The sequence below is a fragment of the Streptomyces sp. NPDC048411 genome (assembly GCF_040704695.1).
Taxonomy (GTDB): Bacteria; Actinomycetota; Actinomycetes; order Streptomycetales; family Streptomycetaceae; genus Streptomyces.
The window spans coordinates 1-18745 of record NZ_JBEZKL010000017.1; the positions used below are offsets into that span (position 1 = coordinate 1).

At 70.4% G+C, this 18745-nt stretch carries 17 protein-coding genes, 1 pseudogene and 1 riboswitch; of the genes and pseudogenes, 10 read left to right on the forward strand and 8 right to left on the reverse strand.

The genetic code is table 11. The features are described 5' to 3' along the window. From AB0915_RS09180 to AB0915_RS09200, 5 genes and pseudogenes are all read left to right on the forward strand, one after another. A pseudogene (locus AB0915_RS09180) lies at positions 1–149 on the forward strand (4-hydroxy-3-methylbut-2-en-1-yl diphosphate synthase); the annotation flags it as partial. Positions 150–175: 26 nt separating this feature from the next. Further along, positions 176–2077, forward strand: coding sequence for a 1-deoxy-D-xylulose-5-phosphate synthase (gene dxs / locus AB0915_RS09185; RefSeq protein WP_366690468.1), 1902 nt, complete (start codon positions 176–178; stop codon positions 2075–2077). Further along, on the forward strand, positions 2074–3471 hold the full coding sequence (locus AB0915_RS09190; RefSeq protein ID WP_366690469.1) for an aspartate aminotransferase family protein: 1398 nt from the start codon (positions 2074–2076) through the stop codon (positions 3469–3471). The genes dxs and AB0915_RS09190 overlap by 4 nt, the downstream gene beginning before the upstream one ends. Positions 3472–3533: 62 nt before the next feature. Then, a complete protein-coding gene (locus tag AB0915_RS09195) occupies positions 3534–4142 on the forward strand; it encodes an XRE family transcriptional regulator (RefSeq protein ID WP_366690470.1) in 609 nt (202 codons plus the stop codon). Between the two features lie 33 nt (positions 4143–4175). Beyond that, positions 4176–4349: a DUF6126 family protein gene (locus AB0915_RS09200; protein WP_366690471.1), complete on the forward strand. Its 174-nt coding sequence runs from the start codon at positions 4176–4178 to the stop codon at positions 4347–4349. A 22-nt stretch (positions 4350–4371) separates the two neighbouring features. Here AB0915_RS09200 and AB0915_RS09205 read toward each other — a convergent pair whose 3' ends face one another. After that, entirely contained in the window at positions 4372–5184 is an 813-nt protein-coding gene (locus AB0915_RS09205) for a tyrosine-protein phosphatase (protein ID WP_366690472.1), read from the reverse strand. A gap of 196 nt (positions 5185–5380) precedes the next feature. Between AB0915_RS09205 and AB0915_RS09210 the strand changes: the two genes are divergently transcribed. The 3 genes from AB0915_RS09210 (at position 5381) to AB0915_RS09220 (ending at position 9862) form a co-directional block, all read left to right on the forward strand. Next, positions 5381–7486: an alpha-galactosidase gene (locus AB0915_RS09210; RefSeq protein ID WP_366690473.1), complete on the forward strand. Its 2106-nt coding sequence runs from the start codon at positions 5381–5383 to the stop codon at positions 7484–7486. A 282-nt stretch (positions 7487–7768) separates the two neighbouring features. Next, a riboswitch (cyclic di-AMP (ydaO/yuaA leader) is annotated at positions 7769–7926 on the forward strand. Positions 7927–7929: 3 nt separating this feature from the next. Beyond that, positions 7930–8850: a LysM peptidoglycan-binding domain-containing M23 family metallopeptidase gene (locus AB0915_RS09215; RefSeq protein WP_366690474.1), complete on the forward strand. Its 921-nt coding sequence runs from the start codon at positions 7930–7932 to the stop codon at positions 8848–8850. A gap of 166 nt (positions 8851–9016) precedes the next feature. After that, positions 9017–9862, forward strand: coding sequence for an SGNH/GDSL hydrolase family protein (locus AB0915_RS09220; protein ID WP_366690475.1), 846 nt, complete (start codon positions 9017–9019; stop codon positions 9860–9862). Positions 9863–9912: 50 nt separating this feature from the next. Here the strand turns inward: AB0915_RS09220 and AB0915_RS09225 are convergent, their stop codons facing one another. The 6 genes from AB0915_RS09225 to AB0915_RS09250 form a co-directional block, all read right to left on the reverse strand. Further along, the gene (locus AB0915_RS09225; RefSeq protein WP_366690476.1) at positions 9913–10830 is read right to left on the reverse strand and encodes an STM4011 family radical SAM protein; all 918 of its coding nucleotides are present in this window, start codon (positions 10828–10830) and stop codon (positions 9913–9915) included. Positions 10831–10838: 8 nt separating this feature from the next. Next, the gene (locus AB0915_RS09230; RefSeq protein ID WP_366690477.1) at positions 10839–12200 is read right to left on the reverse strand and encodes an STM4012 family radical SAM protein; all 1362 of its coding nucleotides are present in this window, start codon (positions 12198–12200) and stop codon (positions 10839–10841) included. Next, on the reverse strand, positions 12197–13012 hold the full coding sequence (locus tag AB0915_RS09235; RefSeq protein ID WP_366690532.1) for an STM4013/SEN3800 family hydrolase: 816 nt from the start codon (positions 13010–13012) through the stop codon (positions 12197–12199). The genes AB0915_RS09230 and AB0915_RS09235 overlap by 4 nt, the downstream gene beginning before the upstream one ends. Positions 13013–13082: 70 nt before the next feature. Beyond that, positions 13083–14237 (reverse strand): STM4014 family protein, encoded by a 1155-nt coding sequence (locus tag AB0915_RS09240; RefSeq protein WP_366690478.1) that lies wholly within the window; start codon positions 14235–14237, stop codon positions 13083–13085. Then, positions 14218–15189 (reverse strand): STM4015 family protein, encoded by a 972-nt coding sequence (locus AB0915_RS09245; protein ID WP_366690479.1) that lies wholly within the window; start codon positions 15187–15189, stop codon positions 14218–14220. The genes AB0915_RS09240 and AB0915_RS09245 overlap by 20 nt, the downstream gene beginning before the upstream one ends. A gap of 6 nt (positions 15190–15195) precedes the next feature. Further along, a complete protein-coding gene (locus tag AB0915_RS09250; RefSeq protein ID WP_366690480.1) occupies positions 15196–16152 on the reverse strand; it encodes an STM4015 family protein in 957 nt (318 codons plus the stop codon). A gap of 164 nt (positions 16153–16316) precedes the next feature. Here AB0915_RS09250 and AB0915_RS09255 point away from each other — a divergent pair, with 164 nt between their 5' ends. Both AB0915_RS09255 and AB0915_RS09260 read left to right on the forward strand, forming a co-directional pair. Beyond that, positions 16317–16643, forward strand: coding sequence for a hypothetical protein (locus AB0915_RS09255; protein ID WP_366690481.1), 327 nt, complete (start codon positions 16317–16319; stop codon positions 16641–16643). A 123-nt stretch (positions 16644–16766) separates the two neighbouring features. After that, positions 16767–17768, forward strand: a complete 1002-nt coding sequence (locus AB0915_RS09260) for a DUF6745 domain-containing protein (protein ID WP_366690482.1) — start codon at positions 16767–16769, stop codon at positions 17766–17768. Positions 17769–17817: 49 nt separating this feature from the next. On the opposite strand, the gene AB0915_RS09265 is transcribed toward AB0915_RS09260, so the two are convergent. Next, positions 17818–18408 carry a TetR/AcrR family transcriptional regulator gene (locus tag AB0915_RS09265; RefSeq protein WP_366690483.1) on the reverse strand — a complete coding sequence of 197 codons (591 nt, stop codon included), beginning with the start codon at positions 18406–18408 and terminating at the stop codon, positions 17818–17820. Between the last annotated feature and the right edge of the window lie 337 nt (positions 18409–18745).

Consider the following 18745-nt stretch of genomic DNA (forward strand, 5'->3'; position numbering starts at 1 on the left):
AGGGGCAGATCTTCGTCAAGGGCGAGGTCATCAAGACCGTTCCGGAGTCGAAGATCGTCGAGACGCTCATCGAGGAAGCCCTGAAGATCGCCGAGGGCATGGACGATGCGGGGACACCGTCGGGCGTCCCCGCCGTCACCGTGAGCTGAGACAGGACCGGAGAGGGGGCCCGAGCGTGACCATTCTGGAGACCATCCGGGGACCGCGCGACCTGAAGGCGTTGAGCGGACCGGAACTCGACGAACTCGCCGAGGACATCAGGAAGTTCCTGGTCGAGGCGGTGGCCAGGACCGGTGGACATCTGGGGCCCAACCTCGGGGTGGTGGAGCTGTCCATCGCTCTGCACAGGGCCTTCGACTCACCGGTGGACCGCATCCTGTGGGACACCGGGCACCAGAGCTACGTGCACAAACTGCTCACCGGGCGGCAGGACTTCTCCAAGCTGCGCGGCAAGGGCGGCCTGTCCGGCTACCCCTCCCGCGAGGAGTCCGTGCACGACATCATCGAGAACTCGCACGCCTCGACCGTGCTCGGCTGGGCGGACGGCCTGGCCAAGGCGAACGAGGTGCTCGGCCGCCCCGACCACGTCGTCGCCGTCATCGGGGACGGCGCGCTCACCGGCGGCATGGCCTGGGAGGCGCTCAACAACATCGCGGCGGCCCCGGACCGGCCGCTCATCATCGTGGTGAACGACAACGAGCGCTCGTACGCCCCGACGATCGGCGGGCTCGCCGACCACCTGGCCACCCTCCGTACCACCGACGGGTACGAGCGCTTCCTGACGTGGGGCAAGGACGTCCTGCAGCGCACCCCGGTGGTCGGACAGCCGCTGTACGGGTCGCTGCACGGCGCGAAGAAGGGGTTCAAGGACACCTTCGCCCCCCAGGGCATGTTCGAGGACCTGGGGCTCAAGTACGTCGGGCCGATAGACGGGCACGACATCGCAGCCGTCGAATCCGCGCTGCGCCGCGCGAAACGCTTCCACGGCCCGGTGCTGGTGCACTGCCTCACCGAGAAGGGCCGCGGCTACGCGCCCGCACTGCGGGACGAGGCCGACCGGTTCCACACCGTCGGCGCGATGGACCCGCTGACCTGCGCACCGCTCGCCCCGCTGGTGAGTCCGTCGTGGACCTCGGTGTTCGGGGACGAGGTCGCCGCGATCGGCGCCGAGCGGCCGGATGTCGTCGCCATCACCGCGGCGATGCTGCACCCCGTCGGGCTGACGAAGTTCGCCGAGGCGTTCCCCGAGCGCATCTGGGACGTCGGCATCGCCGAGCAGCACGCGGCGGTCTCCGCGGCGGGGCTCGCCACCGGGGGACTGCACCCGGTCGTCGCCGTCTACGCCACCTTCCTCAACCGCGCCTTCGACCAGCTGCTGATGGACGTCGCCCTGCACCGGTGCGGGGTGACGTTCGTCCTCGACCGGGCCGGGGTCACCGGTCCCGACGGCGCCTCGCACAACGGCATGTGGGACATGTCCGTGCTCCAGGTCGTGCCCGGGCTGCGGATCGCCGCCCCGCGTGACGCGGAACGGCTCCGTGAGGAGCTGCGCGAGGCCGTTGCCGTCGACGACGCACCGACCGTGCTGCGTTTCCCCAAGGAGTCGGTGGGGGAGCCGGTACCGGCGACAGGCCGCGTCGGCGCCATGGACGTACTGCACCGCGCCGACGACCCCCACGTGCTCATCGTGGCGGTCGGTGTGCTCGCCTCCGTCTGCCTGCAGGCCGCCGACCTGCTCTCGGGCGGCGGGATCCGCTGCACGGTCGTCGACCCGCGCTGGGTGAAGCCGGTCGACGAACAGCTCGCCCCACTCGCCGCACGCCATCGGATGGTCGCCGTCGTCGAGGACAACAGCCGGGCGGGAGGCGTCGGTTCGGCGGTCGGGCAGGCGTTGCGCGATGCCGGGGTCGACGTCCCGCTGCGGACCTTCGGTATCCCCGAGCAGTTCCTCGCGCACGGCAAGCGTGTGGAGGTGCTGGCCGACATCGGGCTCACACCGGTCGAGATCGCCGGCCGGATCAGCGGCGCGCTCGCCGCCAAGGAAGCGGCCCGGGGGATTGAGGAGAGCGGGGAATGAAGGACGACGGGCCCAAGGGCTTCGATCTAGCGCAGCTCCTCGCGGAACGCGGGGCCGAGCGGTACGAGCTGCACACGAAATACCTCAACCACCAGCTCCCGCGGATGCTGCACACCATCGGCTTCGACAAGGTGTACGAGCGGGCCGAGGGCGCTCACTTCTGGGACGCGGACGGCAACGACTACCTCGACATGCTCGCCGGCTTCGGCGTCATGGGTCTGGGCCGCCACCACCCAGTCGTCCGCAAGGCACTGCACGACGTCATGGACGCCTCGCTCGCCGACCTCACCCGCTTCGACTGTCAGCCACTGCCCGGGCTGCTGGCCGAGAAGCTGCTCACCCACAGTCCGCATCTGGACCGGGTCTTCTTCGGCAACAGCGGTACGGAAGCCGTCGAGACCGCGCTGAAGTTCGCCCGGTACGCCACCGGGAAGCCCCGCATTCTCTACTGCACCCACGCCTTCCACGGCCTGACCGCCGGCTCGCTCTCGGTCAACGGCGAATCGGGTTTCCGGGACGGTTTCGCACCGCTGCTCCCCGACACCGCCGTCGAGCTCGGCGACCTCGACGCACTGCGGCGCGAACTGAGACGGGGCGATGTGGCGGCGCTCGTCGTCGAGCCGATCCAGGGGAAGGGCGTCCACGAGGCGCCGCCCGGCTACCTGCGCGCCGCACAGGAGCTGCTGCACCGGCACAAGGCGCTGCTCATCGCCGACGAGGTGCAGACCGGTCTCGGCAGGACCGGAGAGTTCTACGCGTACCAGCACGAGGAAGGCGTCGAACCCGACCTGGTCTGTGTCGCCAAGGCGCTCTCCGGCGGCTATGTGCCGGTCGGGGCGACCCTCGGGAAGGACTGGATCTTCAAACGCGTCTATTCCTCGATGGACCGGGTGCTGGTCCACTCGGCGAGCTTCGGCTCCAATGCCCAGGCGATGGCGGCGGGGCTCGCGGTCCTGGCGGTGATGGAGGACGAGGAGATCGTCGCGAACGCCCACCGCAGCGGTGATCTGCTGCGTGAGCGGCTCGCCGCGCTCACCGGCCGCTACGAACTGCTGCACGAGGTCCGTGGCCGCGGGCTGATGATCGGCATCGAGTTCGGCCGGCCGAGTTCGTTGAAGCTGCGCAGCCGCTGGACCGTGCTGCAGGCGGCCCGCAAGGGTCTCTTCGCGCAGATGGTCGTCGTGCCGCTCCTGCAGAAGCACCGGATCCTCACCCAGGTCTCCGGCGACCATCTGGAAGTGATCAAGCTGATTCCGCCGCTGGTCATCGGGGAGCCGGAGGTGGACCGGTTCGTGACCGCGTTCACGGCGGTGATGGATGACGCGCACAGCGGCGGCGGGCTGATGTGGGACTTCGGAAGAACGCTGGTCAGACAGACCGTCGCCAACCGCTGAGCCTGGTTTGCCTCAGAGGTAAAACATTTGCCTCTGAGGCAGGATCCTGGCCCAATAGGTATATGAACTCTCCCGATGGAGGAGTGGCCGACGAGCTGCCCGGCGTCGCGCCACGCCTGCGCGATCTGCGCCGCCGCCGTGGTCTGACCCTGGAGGCCGCCGCCCAGCACGCCGGGCTGTCCCCGGCCCATCTGTCCCGGCTCGAAACGGGCCGGAGGCAGCCGTCGCTGCCCATGCTCCTCGGACTTGCCAGGATCTACGGTACGACGGTCTCCGAGCTGCTCGGCGAGATCGCCCCCGAACGTGACGCAATCGTCCGCGGTGGCCGGTTCGAGGGGGCCGAGGCCGACGGCTGGATGTACCAGCAGGCCGGCGGGTCCGGCCGGGCGATGCAGGCCCTGCGCGTCCGGGTCCCGTACGGCGCCCAGGGCGATCTCGTGCGGGTCCATCCCGGCGAGGAGTGGCTGTACGTCCTTGCCGGGCGGTTGCGGGTGAGCCTCGGCGACACCGTGCACGATCTCGACCCGGGCGACAGCGCCCACTTCGACTCGCTCACCCCGCACCGGATCGCCGCCGTGGACCGCGACGGATCCGAGCTGCTCTTCGTCCACACCCTGTTGCAGAGCCCCGCCGCCGAGCTGTGCCTCGGTAGCGGTACCCACCGCCGCTGAGACCGGCCCGGCCGGTCACCAGAGAGGACTGTCATGTCCGATTCAGAGAACTTCGATCCGCTCACCCCGAAGTCCCGGAAGAACTACGACGCGCAGGAGCGGAAGTTTCCGCGCGGCGTGGTGATCAGGCTGTTCGCCTATCTCATCGCCGGACACATCTTCGCCGCCTTCCTGTACCTGCTCTTCGCGGTGGCCGGAAAGGGCTGACCTCGGCCGGTGTGCGGTCCGGCTACGCCTCTTCGAGGAGCCGTCCGCGCAGCCGCTCCAGGATCTCCGGTGTCAGCTTCAGGCCCTCGGCGAGATAGCGGTCCGTGCTGCCCCAGGTCTCCTCGATGGTGCTGAAGGCCTCGGCGAGGTATTCGGCTCGGGCGTCGAAGAGCGGGCTGAGCAGTTCCATCACCTCGGGCGACATCCCGGTCGCCGAGGTGTCGGTGCGCCGGACCTTGTACCGGCGGTGAGGATCGTTGGACTTCAGGTAGTCGGCCTCGATGGCCTCGCGCTCGACGCCGACCGCCAGCAGCGAAACCGCGATCGAGAGACCGGCACGGTCCTTGCCGGCCGCACAGTGCATCAGAGCGGGAACGCTGTCCTCGGCCAGGGCGTGCAGCACCCGGCTGTGCTCGGCGGTACGGTCCCTGATGATCGACTTGTACGAGGCGGTCATCTGCGCCGCTCCCTTGCCGTCGCCAAGGACCGAGCGCAGCTGTGCGATGTCGCCGTCGCGGACCATCCGCCAGAACTCGGTGCCGTCGGCCGGGTCGGAGAGCGGAATGTTCACATTCCGCACGCCCGGCAGGTCCACGTCCGGGCCTTCGAGCCTGTGGTCCGCCGCATTGCGGAAGTCGAAGATCGTGTGCAGCCCGAGGCCGCCGAGGAACGCGGCGTCCTCGTCGGTGGCATGCGCGAGGTGACCGCTGCGGAAGAGCCGTCCATGCCGCACCCGGCGGCCGTCCACGGTCGGCAGTCCGCCCACATCGCGGAAGTTGCGCACACCTGCCAGCTCGGGTTCCGCCGACGGGACCTGCGGCACCTGCTGCGTCACGGTGTCTCCTGGAGTGTCTGGCGTCGGCGCGGCTCGCCGGCGAGGTCAGTTCCTGCGACGATACGACATTGAATTCTCTGGCCGTCATCTCGGCCGTTTCCTGCTGAACACCCCATGGAATTCCCCTCGCACGGGCGTTGCCCGGCCGTCGGTCGGCGGTCGATGATGTGCGGAACTGTGGGAATGCGGGGACGACATGATCGAGACAGGTGAGCAGGGGCGGACCTGGCTGCTGACCGGCGCGAGCGGCAGCTACGCGCTGCACCTCACCGGCCGGGACGAACTACTCCATCTGCACTGGGGGCCGCGGATCTCCCTCGCGGCCGCCGAGGCCCTCGCCGCCGCGCCCGAGCCGCCCTTGCGGGGCTTCGAGTCGCAGCTGGACGGCCGCGAGGAGTACCCGGTCGAGGGTGGCCCCCGCTTCGTCCGGCCCGCTCTCTCCGTACGCACCCCCGAAGTCCGTGGCACCGAATGGGCGTTCGCCGGGGCCGCCGTGGACGGCGACGAACTCCGTATCGCGTTCGCCGACTCCGTGCAGCGGCTCCCGCTCACGCTGCACTACCGGATGCGGGACGACTCCGATGTCATCGAGCGCTGGGCCACCGTCACCCACACCGGTCCTGACGGTCCGCCGCTGGAGCTGCTGCGCGCCGACGCGGCGGCCTGGGCGCTGCCCGCCCGCGACAGCTGGCGGCTGAGCCAGCTGCACGGCCGCTGGGCGGCCGAGACACAGCTCGTACGGTCGGAGCTGACGTACGGCGAGAAGGTCCTCTCCAGCAGGCGCGGCCACACCGGACACCAGTTCCTGCCCTGGGTCGCGCTCGACGCGGACGGCGCCGCCACCGAGGAGGGCGGCGAGGTGTACGGCTGCGCGCTCGGCTGGTCCGGCTCGTGGCGGATCGCGGTGGCGCAGCTTCCCGACGGGCTCGTGCAGATCACCGGAGGCGCCGGATACGACGACTCCGGGCTGCTGCGGCTCGCACCGGGGGAGACGTACACCACACCGGTGTTCGCCGGGCTGTGGAGCGCCGAAGGGTTCGGCGGGGCGAGCCGGTCCTGGCACGCCTGGCAACTGGCCCATGTCGTCCCGGACGCCGAGAGCCTGCGGCCGGTGCTCTACAACTCCTGGGAGGCGACCGGCTTCGACATCGCGGAGGACCAGCAGCGCGCCCTCGCCGAGCGTGCCGCGGCGATGGGCGTCGAGCTGTTCGTCGTGGACGACGCATGGTTCGGCCAGCGAACCAGCGACCGGGCCGGACTCGGTGACTGGACCCCCAACCCCGCGCGATTCCCCGGCGGGCTGAAGCCGCTCGCAGACGAAGTGCGCGGACTCGGCATGCAGTTCGGCATCTGGGTCGAGCCGGAGATGGTGAACGCCGACAGTGATCTGTATCGCGCGCACCCCGACTGGGTGCAGCACTTCCCTGGGCGGACCCGGACCGAATTCCGTCATCAGCTGGTGCTCAATCTGGCCCGGACCGATGTGCAGAACCATCTGTGGGAGCAGCTCGACAGGCTGCTCTCCAGCGCCCCGATCGACTATGTGAAATGGGACTTCAACCGCTGCTTCACCGATGTGGGCTGGCCGGGCGAGGGCTATCCGCAGAAGCTCTGGATCGCGCATGTGGACGCGCTCTACGCCCTGATCGACCGGCTGCGGGCCGCCCACCCCGGCGTCGCCTTCGAGTCCTGCTCGGGCGGCGGTGGCCGGATCGATCTGGGGATCCTCGCCCGTACCGACCAGGTGTGGACCTCCGACAACACCGACCCGCTCGACCGTCTCGCCATCCAGGAAGGCTTCGGACAGATCCATCCGGCGCGGGTGATGGCCGCCTGGGTCACCGACAGTCCGAATGTCCAGCTCAACAGCAGGGTCAGTTCGCTGCGCTTCCGCTTCGTCAGCGCGATGGCCGGGGTGCTCGGGGTCGGCGGGGATCTCACCGAGTGGAGTGACGAGGAGCTGGCCGAGGCGCGGAGCTGGGTGGATCTCTACAAGGAGATCCGTCCCGCGGTGCAGCACGGCGCGCTGTACCGGCTGCGTGCCCCGCGCGGTGGGCTCAGCGCCGTGCAGTACGTGCACGGCAACGAGGCCGTGGTGCTGATGTGGCTGGAGGCACAGCGGTACGGGGAGCGGCCGCCGGCCCTACGGCTGCGCGGGCTCGACCCCGCGGCGACCTACACCGACCTGGACACCGGGGCGGTCCACCACGGTGCCGTGCTGCTGCATCAGGGTCTGCACACCGGGCTGAGGGGGAACCTGGACGCGAAGGTGTTGAGGCTCCGACGTGGCGAACGCTCGTGACATGTCCGTATTGCGTCTTTTAGTGGAACATTGCCTATTTCTACGGGAGATGACGCCCTCCTCGTGAGCGGGATCATATTCGTGACGGTGTGTGGTGGCGCCACGGATGGGTATTCCGGACGTCGCGCGGAAAGCCAAGATCCGTAATCCACGGAGGGTGACCAGGATTCCGCGCCGATTTCCCGGCGCGGATTCCGTTGAGTAATGGGTGGCTTGTTTCCGTCGCCCTCGCTCGCCTACGGTCACCCTCAATCCGGACGGACCGCCTAATCCTGCCGCCGCCCGGAATTCGCACCCACTCACGTGTGGCAGGAGCGGGGGAACCAGGTAAGCCGCCGCCCGGAGAGATCCGGCCGGCTCGGGGTGAAGTCGCGAACTGCGACCGGGCATCTCCAGCCCGAACCCGACAGCTCACCTCGTAGGCGCCGGAGAGGAAATTCTTCATGCCCGCATCGGGTAAGCATCGCCGTACCAAGTCCAGCACGATCGCCCGTGGCGTCGCCGCCATCGGTGCCGGTGGGGCCGTCATCGCCCTTCCGCTGCTCGGCGCCACCGGTGCCCACGCCGCGGAGCAGGCCGCGCCCACCGCGCAGTCGGCAGCCACGCACGCCGCCGTCGAGGCCGCTCCGGTCGCGAAGAAGCAGGTCGAGACCCGGACGTACTCCGTCGTCGCCGGTGACAACCTGTCGAAGATCGCCGCCGAGCAGCAGGTCGAGGGCGGCTGGCAGAAGCTGTACCAGGACAACCGCGCGGTCGTCGGCGAGAACCCGAGCCTGATCCTCCCGGACATGAAGCTGACGCTCGGCGGCAAGGCGGCCGGCTCCGCCGCGACGACGGACACCACGCAGTCCGCCCCGGCTCCGTCGACCTCCTCGGCCGACAAGTCCGCGTCGCAGTCCAAGGCTTCGGACTCCGTCAAGACCACCCCGGCCTCCGCCTCGGCCGGCCAGAGCAACAGCTCCGGCTACGTCCACCCGGTCCCGGGCAACCACACCACCGCCTACCGCGCCTCCGGCTCCAACTGGTCCAGCGGCAGCCACACGGGCATCGACTTCCCGGTCGCCACCGGCACCAGCGTGAAGGCGATCACCTCCGGCACGGTCGTCACCGCCGGCTGGGGTGGCGCGTACGGCAACCAGGTCGTCATCAAGCACGCCGACGGCCACTACTCGCAGTACGGCCACATGTCCTCGCTCTCCGTCTCTGCGGGCCAGACCGTGACCGCAGGCCAGCAGGTCGGCCTCTCCGGTGCCACCGGCAACGCCACCGGCCCGCACCTGCACTTCGAGATCCGCACCGGCCCGGCGTACGGGTCGGACATCGACCCGATCGCCTACCTGGCCTCGCACGGGATCTACGTCTGATCCACGGCTGATCCGGTCGGCTCGGTGAAGGGGCGGTGCGCAGCGGCGCGCCGCCCCTTCGCTTATTCCCCGTTTACCAAAACCTGACCGGGTGGTCTATCTCACCACCCGTCAACCCCTTATTACGGTCGCGTAGGTCACATTCGGCGGTGCAGGATGTGCGCTTGTGGCAGACGATTCGAGAAACAATCAACGTGGCGTCATCAACCGGCATGGCGCCATCGGGTCGTACGCAGCGATTGGCGACAGCTTCACCGAGGGAGTCGGAGACCCCGGCCCGGACGGAACCTTCGTCGGCTGGGCGGACCGTTTCGCGGTACTTCTCGCGGACCAGCTCCCGGACCCCGACGCGGCGACGAGCCCCGAGGGCTCCGCGCACGGAAACTTCCGGTACGCCAATCTCGCCGTACGCGGACGCCTCCTCGACCAGATCGTCGAGGAGCAGGTACCGCGCGCCAAGGAGCTCGCCCCCGATCTGGTGAGCTTCTGCGCGGGCGGCAACGACATCATCCGGCCCGGCACCGACCCCGACGACGTGGCCGAGCGCTTCGAGCGCGCGGTCGCCGAGCTCACCGACTCGGTCGGCACCGTCCTGGTGACCACCGGCTTCGACACCCGCGGCGTTCCCGTCCTGCGCCATCTGCGCGGCAAGATCGCCACGTACACCGCCCATGTGCGCTCCATCGCCGATCGCTACGACTGCCCGGTCCTCGACCTGTGGTCGCTGAAGTCCGTGCAGGACCGGCGCGCCTGGGACGACGACCGGCTCCATCTGTCGCCCGAGGGGCACACCCGGGTCGCGCTGCGCGCCGCCCAGGTCCTCGGCCTCGATGTGCCGGCCGACCCCGACCAGGAGTGGCCCCCGCAGGCACAGCGCGGCACGCTGGAGGTCCGGCGCGACGACATCCACTGGGCGCGTGAGTACCTGGTTCCGTGGATAGGGCGGCGGCTGCGTGGCGAGTCCTCCGGCGACAACGTCGAGGCGAAGCGGCCGGACCTCCTGCCGCTTTAGGTCCTCGCTTCGGCCTCATCGGCCGGACGGGCCCGTTCCCTTTCTGCCTCTCAGGCCTGTCCGGCGACGGGGGAAACCGGCAGGAACCGGCGCCCCGAGGGCGCCGGTATGCCGGGGCGTCGGGCCGGTATGCGCTCCAGGACGCCACCCGCGAAGACGTCGTACAACGGCAGCGTCTCCAGATGCACATAGCCGATGTGGCAGTCGCAGACGGTGAGCGGACAGGCCCGCGGGCCGAGCGCACGCCGGTAGCTGCCGTCGTACAGGTTGCCGAGCTCGGCCGGGACGAAGTGGCAGCGGCGCACCGTGCCGTCGCCGTCCACCGAGATGACGGACTCGCCGGTCCGGCAGGGCATGCCTGCCGAGCGGTGCGGGTGACGGCTGTACGGGAAGAGGGGGTCGAGGGCCGTCCAGCGGTCCGCATCCTCGTCCGTGTAGCTCTGCCCCTCAGCGGCATTGACCCAGAGATAGACCTCGTCGGGCAGGTCGGTACGGAGCCGCCGCGCCTCGTCGAAATGCTCCTCGAGACCGACGACACCGACGCTGTACCGGACACCGAGGGCGGACAGCTCCCGGCACCTGGCGAGGAAACGGTCGTACGGTGTCTGCCCCGGGTGGTACGTGCACCACAGCGCGATCTTGTCGCGGTCGGCTCCACCGGCTTCGGCCAGCCACCGTGTACGACCGCTGAGATTGGTCTGGATCGCGACCCGGCCGATGTGCGGCAGCTGCGCCAGTTCCACCAACGCGCGGCGGTACCAGGAACGGACCAGCCCCTCGCCCCATGGCGTGAACAGCACGGAGACTCTGTCCCTGGTCTGCGCCGCCGCCCACGCGGTGAACCGCTCCAGCGCGGCGCGGTCGGCACGGAGCTGCTCCGGACTGTCGCGCCGCTTGGCGAACGGACAGTACGGGCAGTCGTAGTCGCACGACGCCAGGGGACCCCGATAGAGGATCGTCAGATCCATGGGAGTGCTCACTTCGGTTCGTACGCGGCCATCGCGGCCCGTACAGCGGGGGAGAACAGTTCGGGACCCAGCGCGTCGGAGTGGGCGAGCCCCTCGGGCGAGAGCCGTAGCAGCCCGGACGCCACGGCAGACCCGTCCAGCCAGCCGCGCGCCTCGAACCGGTCCAGCTCATCTGGGAAGTCGTCACCGGGAGCGGTGCCGAACCGCTCGCGGTATTCAGCCAGTTGCAGCCCCCCGGCCTGAAGGAGGGACTGCAGAAGGTGGCGCCTGCGCGCCTCGTCGCCGTCGACATACCGCCCCACTTCCGCGCGGGAGAAGTCCTCGGTGACGGTGTAGCCGTCGATGATCGCCCGCACTTCCCGCATCTCCACCGCGTAGTCGAAGGAGTAGTGCAGCCGACTGGTGTACGAGCGTGCGCCGCAGCCCAGCCCGATCATGCCGTCCGTCTGACACGCGTAGTCGGCGGGGCCCTGCTGCGGGGCGTCGGCGCGGCGGAACATCCGCATCGACACCTGCTCGTAGCCGTGGGCGAGGAGATGGTCCCGGCCCGCCCGGTACAGCCGCAGCCGCTCCTCGTCCCAGGCCGCGTCCGCCGCTGCTTCGGCGTCGGCGCCGAGCCGGCCAAGTCCGGTCAGCGGGCGCACGTACAGCGGATAGAGATACAGCTCCTCCGGCTGCCAGGCGAGTGCCGCGTCCAGAGAGGAACGCCAGCTGATCTCGGTCTGTCCGTCGATGCCATAGAGCAGGTCGATGTTGAGGACCGGGATGCGTGCGTCCCGGATCCGGCCGAGCGCCGCCTCCACATCGGCGCGGCGCTGCGGGCGGACCGCCGCGCGTGCCTCGGCGTCGACGAAGCTCTGTACGCCGATGCTGATCCGGGTCGTCCCGCGGTCGGCGAGGACGGCCAGCCGGTCGGTCGTTGCGGTCGACGGCGAGGTCTCGACCGACAGCGGCACGGACCGCAGGTCGGCGCCCATCCGCTTCTCCGCGATGTCGCAGAGCCGCTCCAGCTCGGCGGCCGTCAGGAAGGTGGGGGTGCCGCCGCCGAACGCCGCCGCGGCGAACCGCACCGGCTCGTCGTCACCCAGTGCGTCACGCACGGCGGTGGCCTGCCGGTCCAGTGCGTCGAGATAGCGGGTCGTCAGCTCGTCGGGGGCGCCGATCCGGGTGAAGAGGTTGCAGAAACCGCAGCGGACTTCGCAGAACGGTATGTGGAGATAGAGCGAGAGCGCGTCCTTGCGCTCTCCCGCCCACAGCTCGCGCAGCGCGGGCCGGCCGACGGGGTGGTCGGTGAGCGGGCGGTACGCAGTCTTGTGCGGATAGGCGTAGACGTAGCTCTGGTACGGGCGGGCGGTGCGCGGACTGGTCATCGTGCGGTGGCCCCCGGTTCCAGGAAGAAGTGCGCGTACGGAACGGTCCAGACGGACTCGTGGCCGAGCCGGTGACCGGTGTAGCCGTCGTCCCCGTACGCCGTGCCGTGGTCGGAGCAGACGATGGCGAAGCAGCGCCGGCGGCTGCTCGCGGCGGCAAGGAGCCGGCCGATGTGTGCGTCGACGTACTCCAGGGCGGCGGCGTGCGTGGCGCGGGAGTCACCCGACTCGCGGGTGGCGCCGGGTTGGTGGAACCAGTTGGGCTGGTGCAGCGCCGACACGTTGACGAAGAGGAACAGCCGTTGTTCGGCGGGCAGCCCCGCGACGACCTGCTCCGCCCGCGCCACCTGGGCTTCGAAGGAGGTGGGTGACGCGACGCCGAACTCGGGTTCCCAGTGGCTCTCCTGGAACATGGCCGGCAGCACGGAACCGAGCGGGCCCTGCCGGTTGAAGAAGCCGACGCCTCCGATGCACACCGTGCGGTAACCGGCTCCGGCGAGAGCGGACACCAGATCGGGGGTGTCGAAGACGAAGGTCCGGGAAGCGGTGGTCTCACTGCCCGCGAAGCGTGCCGCGAACAGCCGGGGATGCGGGCCGGGGGCGGCGGGCGTCGGCAGGAATCCCGCGAAGATCGCCTGGTGCGAAGCATAGGTGAAGCTGCCTGGGGCATGCCGCTTCTCCCAGACTCCGCCCGGCAGATGGCGGGCCAGATGCGGGATGCGTCCGGCGGCGGCCAGCTCCGCCGCCACGTCGTAGCGCAGGGTGTCGAGGGTGATGAGCAGCAGATCGTGACTGCCCACGATCTCGCTCATGTCCGGATTCCCGGCGTGTTCCGAGGGAGCGGCGTCCGCTTCGCGGATGTCGGCGACGGCCCGTCCGGTGTCAGGGGGTGGCGCTTGCACGGTGGTTCCTTGCTCTGTTCAGTACGGCGACGACCTGCGTCGCATAGGTGTCCAGGCCCTCGAAGCCGCTGCCGGGCAGCCCGGTCAGGCGTGGCAGCAGGTCGCCGAAGGCGTTGACCTCGCCGACGGCGAACCGCCGCCAGCCGGTCGCGGGCAGCAGATCGACGGCCACACACAGCGTGTCCGGGAAGCAGGCAGCGGCGCGCTCGGACACGGCCAGGGCCTCGGCCCAGCTGCCGCCCGCCGCCTCGACGGCCGCGCGGACCTCGTCGAGGCTTCCGCGCTCGCCGCCGAGGTGAAGATTGGTCATGGGGGAGTGGCTGGTCCGTACGACGGCATGGGTGGCGCGGCCCGCCACCACCAGGACCCGAAGGTCGGCCGAGCGCCCTCGCTGCGATGCCTTGGGCAGCCAGCGCTCGATGTGCAGTCCGTCCGGTGCGAGCGCGTCGACGACCGCCGCCACCTCGCGCTCCGTCGTGCAGCGGCGCACCCGCAACGAGTTGAAGAGCCGTCCGGACGTGTCGCGTTCCACCGACGTGGTCGCCCGCACCCGGCCGGGACCTGCCGTCTCCACGGCCAGCACCCCCGAGGCGGACGAGCCGTGCGCCAGCTTCACGAAGGCCCGTGGCATGCGGTGTTGAGCCATCCGCTCGCGCACATCCGCCCAGTCGCGCACCACGGGCGCCGCGGAGCCGGAGGTCGGCGAAGCCGGTACAGGGACCCCGGCGCCGTCCAGCACGGCATGGCACAGCCGCTTGTCGAACAGCACCGCGATATCGCCCGGGGCGTCGAGCAGTTCCGCTCCGACCGCTCCGGCCGCCCGCGCGACCGTCCGCACCGCTCCGGTGAACCGGGTGTACCAGAGGGCGGTGCCCTCGACCCTCGTCGGATCGTCCACCGAGCGCAGCAACCGCTCGACCTCGGCGTCCTCACCGGGCGAGTCCATCCGTACGGTCTCGCCCGGCCGGAAAACGGCCTTGCCGCCCAGGACGTCGAGCCAGGGCACCACGCGCGCGGCCGGTAGCCCGGCGGCGCGTACGGCGTCCCGGAAGAGTGTGACCCGGCGGTTGCCGGGAACTCCCACAACGGCGAAGCGCACCGCCGGGCCGCCCGCCCTACTCGGTGACTGCGACATAGCGCTCGTCGTCCTCATCCGGATCCCAGTACTCCACCTCGTTCGGTTCGCCATGGACCCGGTCGGCACCGAGCAGTCCTTCGAGGCGGTCCACCAAGGGGGCACTGATGTAGTGGTGGTGCAGATCCAGCGAGGTCAGGTGGGTGAGCGGCTGGCCCGCGAGTAGCGCCTCGGCTCCGAGGTCCCCGAGCGTGCCCATCGCCAGGGAGAGCGACTCCAGCTGGGCGACAACCGGGGCGGACGCCACCGCGGCCGCGATCTCGTCCTGTATCTCACTGTTCTGCAGACCCAGATGGCGCAGGCTCGGGAGCGCGGCACCGGAGAGCAGCGGCGCAAGGTCCTTGACCGTCGCGTCCCCGCCGTACTCGGCGACGCCGAGCCAGAGTTCGAGGTGCTCCAGCGTGGGCAGCTCCGACGCCCCGACCGCCCGCACGACGGCCGACGGAAGGCCGCCGGACTCGAACCGCAGCGAGGTGAGCGCCTCGTGCCGCACCGGTCGCAGATCAAGGGTCTGCCGGTCGGCCATCGGCTCACCGCAGCCGCGCACCGTCAGCTCCTGAAGCTGTCCGAACGCCTCGAACACTGGGGTGATGTCGGCCATCTCCAGCCACGAGAGCTCGCACTCCTCGCTGACGACATCGGCGAGGAAGAGCGCCCGCAGGGATGGGAACCGGTCCGCGTGGTCCGCCAGCAGGTCGACAACGGGGGCGAACGGCTCGTACTCCTCCTGCCACCACGGGCCGATCAGCAGGGCTCGCACCTGGGTGGTGTCGACCGTGTCGAGGAAGTGGTGCCACAGAGTGGCGAACGTCAGACTGCCCTGCCAGGCGCTCTCCAGCCGCCAGGCGACCGCGTCCGCCGCCGGAAGCGGACCGGTGCGCGGCAGGCCGGGGCCGGGCAGCGTGAGGACCGGCAGGCCGTGGAAGGTCTCGGGATGGTCGATGTCAGTCATGGGGCGTCACTCCGAAACCGCGGTGTAGCGGCCCTCGGCCCCGTTGTCGTCCCAGGGTTCCTCGCGTTCGGACACATCGACCTGCACACCGTGCGGTTCCAGCGCCTCCTTGATCCGGCGCTCCATCGGCGCGGTGAGGAAGTGATGGTGCAGATCGAGCCGTTCGAGATGGGTCAGCGGCTGGCCTTCGAGCAGCACGGCCGCACCCTCGTCGCCCAGCGTCCCGTGCGACAGATCGAGGGTGCGCAGCTGGGCGACGACCGGGGCGCCCGCGACGGCCGTCGCGATCTCGTTCTGCACCTCGCTGTTGCGCAGACCGAGGTGGTGCAGGCGGGGGAAGCGCGAGCCGGAGAGCAGCGGGGCCAGGTCCGCGACTTCGGCGTCGCCGCCGTACGCGGAGACACCGAGCCAGAGATCGAGCCGTTCCAACGCGGGCAGCTCGCTGTCCAGAATGCCGCGGATCACTCCGGCCGGCAGCCCGCCCGTCTCGATGGTCAGCGAACGCAGCCGCTCGTGCTTCGTCGGGGAGAACTCCAGGCCCGTACCGCCGCGCACGCCCAGTTCCAGCAGACCGGGGAACGCCCCCAGCAGCGCGGTGACGTCGGACTGCTCGATCCAGGAGATCTCGTTCTCCTCGGCCGTCATGTCGCCGACGAAGACGGCTTCCAGCGAGGTCAGCCGGTCGGCGGCGGCGATCACGAGATCGATCGGGTAGGACGACGTCTCCTCGTACGACTCGCCCCACTGGCCGATGATCAGGGCCCGCACGCCGGCAGGGTCGACAGCAGCGAGAAATGCCTGGAACGCCTGCTCCCAGGTCATCTCGGACTCGTCGTCGTACGGGTCGACCGCGATACGCCAGGCCGCGGCATCGGCGGCCTGCGCCGGGGCTTCGTTCGTCGCGTGCCGGAAGTCGACGGCCGGCAGGCCGAGCAACTCGTGCAGATGATCCACACCGGACATGACCCTGAGCTCCTGAGACTGGGGGACGGCTGATGTCCGCAAGGTTTATCAAGCCCCACTGACAACGCGGCGGGCGGGATCGGTTGTGACCGATTGTCAGACCCTCCCCTTAGCGTTTTCTCCAGGGTCGGCACAGCGGGTGCCACTCTGGAAGGGAGACGTCTGTGTACCGGCAGGGCGATGTACTGATCGTGTCGTTGGACGAGTCCGAGGTGCCCGCGCACCTGGCCGACGCGCCGGGGGAGCCGAGGGACGCCCGCGGGCGGATGGTGCTCGCGCTGGGCGAGGTCACCGGTCATGCGCACGCAGTCCAGGGGCCCGGTCGGCTGATGCGCGAGGCGGGCGCCTTCGGCCCGATGCTGCTCCATCTCCCCGACGGCGGGAGGGTGGTGCACGAGGAGCATGCGGCGATACCCCTGCCGAAGGGCTGGTACCGCGTTGTGCGCCAGCGGGAGTACGCACCGGGTGCGGTCCGCATCGTCGCGGACTGAGCCGACCGGGTCCGGGCAGGCAGCGCGCGACGGAGCGGACAGGCACCGGGCGGCACGGCGAACACGCCGGGCAGGCAGCGAACAGCAGAGATCAAGAGAGTGAACAGGGGACGGGGACAACCGATGCAGTACGTGGACTCATGGCGGACCGTGGCAGCGGCGACCGGTGCGGCGGACCGGGGGGCGGCCGAGGACGGGGTCCGCCTCGCCTACCGCAGCGCGGGACTGGCCGAGCCGGAGCAGATTGTCTGGGCCGACTCGCCGAAGGCGGCCGTCGAGGCGGTCGGGAAGCTCGTCGACGCGGGCCGCTCGGTGCGCGACGAGGTGCGGACCCGCCCATGGGCGGAGGAACGGCGCCGGATGTACGACGAGTTGGGCCCGGCAGGCTGGTCCTCTCTCTGGTCGGCCACGGGCGCCCAGCTCTGGGAGACCACGGCCGCGCTCGCCGAGCGGATACGGACCGGTGTCGTCTCGGCCCTCGCCGAAAGCCCCGAGGACGAGTCGGAGGTACGCCTGGTGCTGCTCGACGCGGTCCTCGGCCAGCACGACGCGGCGTGGCTCGCCGCGTTCGACGGTCGCGGGGACCGGCTCGTCGGCCTGGCGAAGGTGGCCCGGCACGCGGGCTGGTGGTGGCCGTACGAGCGCACCGTGGTGATCAGCGAACGCCCGGCGACGCTCCACCGCGACGAGGCGGGCCGGCTCGACCGCGGGGACGGCCCTGCCCTTTCGTACCGCGACGGGTTCGCGCTGTACGCCTGGCGCGGCATGCCCGTTCCTGCCGAATTCCTCGCGGAACTGACGGCGCTGACCCCGGAGCGGATACGTGAGGAGGAGAACGCGGAGCTGCGCCGCATCATGCTGGAGTTCTACGGCTACGACCGCTACCTCACCGAGTCGGGCGCCGTCCCGGTGCACCGGGACGAGACGGGCGTCCTGTGGCGGATCGCACTGGACGGCGACGAGGACGTGGTGATGGTCGAGGTGGTCAACTCCACCCCGGAGCCCGACGGGACCCATCGTACGTACTGGCTGCGGGTACCGCCTGCGACCCGCACCGCGAAGGACGGCGTCGCCTGGACCTTCGGCCTGGACGCAGAGGTGTACGCGCCTCTGCGTCAGACCTGATCGGCCGACAGGGCGGAAGGCAGCGAAGGAGGCGGAGCGGCCGGCCGGGTCAGGCCGTCAGCGCCGCGTGGTCGATGCCCAGTTCGCGGGCGAGTGCCTCGTCGGTCCACGCCAGCATCGTGGCCCGGGAGAGCGGACCGGCGTACGACGTCATCTGGACGGCCAGGCCGTCCAGCAGGGCGGTCAGTCGCCAGGCCACGGACATCGGGTCGTCGCAATGGAACTCACCCGCGGCGGCGCCCTCTTCGATGACCTCGGCCAGCTCCGCCTTCCACTGCTGGTCGAGATCGCCGGCCACATTGCGCAGCGCCGGGTCCCGGAGCGAGGCAGCCCAGCCCTCGATCCACAGCCGCCAGCCTTTGGCCTGCCCGGTCGGTGCGTACCAGCGGACGGCGGCGCGCAACCGCCGTACCGCACTCGTGCGGCGGCTCAGGAGCTTGCGCAGATGGGCGAGGTCCGCCTCGGCCGCATGCGCGAAGGCGGCTGCGACCAGCTTCTCCTTCGTCGAGAAGTGGTAGAGCACCAGGGCGTTGCTCACGCCGAGCACGGAGGCCACATCGGCGATCCGTACCGCCGCGACACCGCGCACCTCGATCTGTTCGACGGCAGCGCGCAGCAACTCCTCGCGTCGTTCAGCCACGCTCAATCGCACTCTTGCCACGGCGTCACCCTAACCAATGCGCCGGTCCCGGACGGGTGGGGGGCGGGACCGCACCGGCCCCGCCCCCTGCTCACCACCTGTCACCTGGGGGCTTCGGCGCCGGTCAGCACCAGATATCGGCGCAGCCGGAGTTGTACGCGTCGATCAGGGTCTCCGTCAGCGAGGCACCCGAGGTGTCCGTGACGGCGGTGCGCAGGGCGACCTTCGCGGTGCCCACCGCGGGCACCGTCACCTTCCCCCTGCCGTCGGCCGTGCGTGCCGCCGCGGGGAGCTCGGTGCGACCAGCCCGGTGTTCCCGGCATCCGTGCCGAAACCG

Bases quoted from the DNA above. Each gene is read 5' to 3' on its own strand.
- AB0915_RS09225 (WP_366690476.1), bottom strand. From the start codon at position 10,830: ATGGATCTGACGATCCTCTATCGGGGTCCCCTGGCGTCGTGCGACTAC.
- AB0915_RS09250 (WP_366690480.1), bottom strand. From the start codon at position 16,152: ATGTCCGGTGTGGATCATCTGCACGAGTTGCTCGGCCTGCCGGCCGTC.
- AB0915_RS09245 (WP_366690479.1), bottom strand. From the start codon at position 15,189: ATGACTGACATCGACCATCCCGAGACCTTCCACGGCCTGCCGGTCCTC.
- AB0915_RS09230 (WP_366690477.1), bottom strand. From the start codon at position 12,200: ATGACCAGTCCGCGCACCGCCCGCCCGTACCAGAGCTACGTCTACGCC.
- AB0915_RS09210 (WP_366690473.1), top strand. From the start codon at position 5,381: ATGATCGAGACAGGTGAGCAGGGGCGGACCTGGCTGCTGACCGGCGCG.
- AB0915_RS09195 (WP_366690470.1), top strand. From the start codon at position 3,534: ATGAACTCTCCCGATGGAGGAGTGGCCGACGAGCTGCCCGGCGTCGCG.
- AB0915_RS09235 (WP_366690532.1), bottom strand. From the start codon at position 13,012: ATGAGCGAGATCGTGGGCAGTCACGATCTGCTGCTCATCACCCTCGAC.
- AB0915_RS09260 (WP_366690482.1), top strand. From the start codon at position 16,767: ATGCAGTACGTGGACTCATGGCGGACCGTGGCAGCGGCGACCGGTGCG.
- AB0915_RS09215 (WP_366690474.1), top strand. From the start codon at position 7,930: ATGCCCGCATCGGGTAAGCATCGCCGTACCAAGTCCAGCACGATCGCC.
- AB0915_RS09190 (WP_366690469.1), top strand. From the start codon at position 2,074: ATGAAGGACGACGGGCCCAAGGGCTTCGATCTAGCGCAGCTCCTCGCG.
- AB0915_RS09200 (WP_366690471.1), top strand. From the start codon at position 4,176: ATGTCCGATTCAGAGAACTTCGATCCGCTCACCCCGAAGTCCCGGAAG.
- AB0915_RS09240 (WP_366690478.1), bottom strand. From the start codon at position 14,237: ATGTCGCAGTCACCGAGTAGGGCGGGCGGCCCGGCGGTGCGCTTCGCC.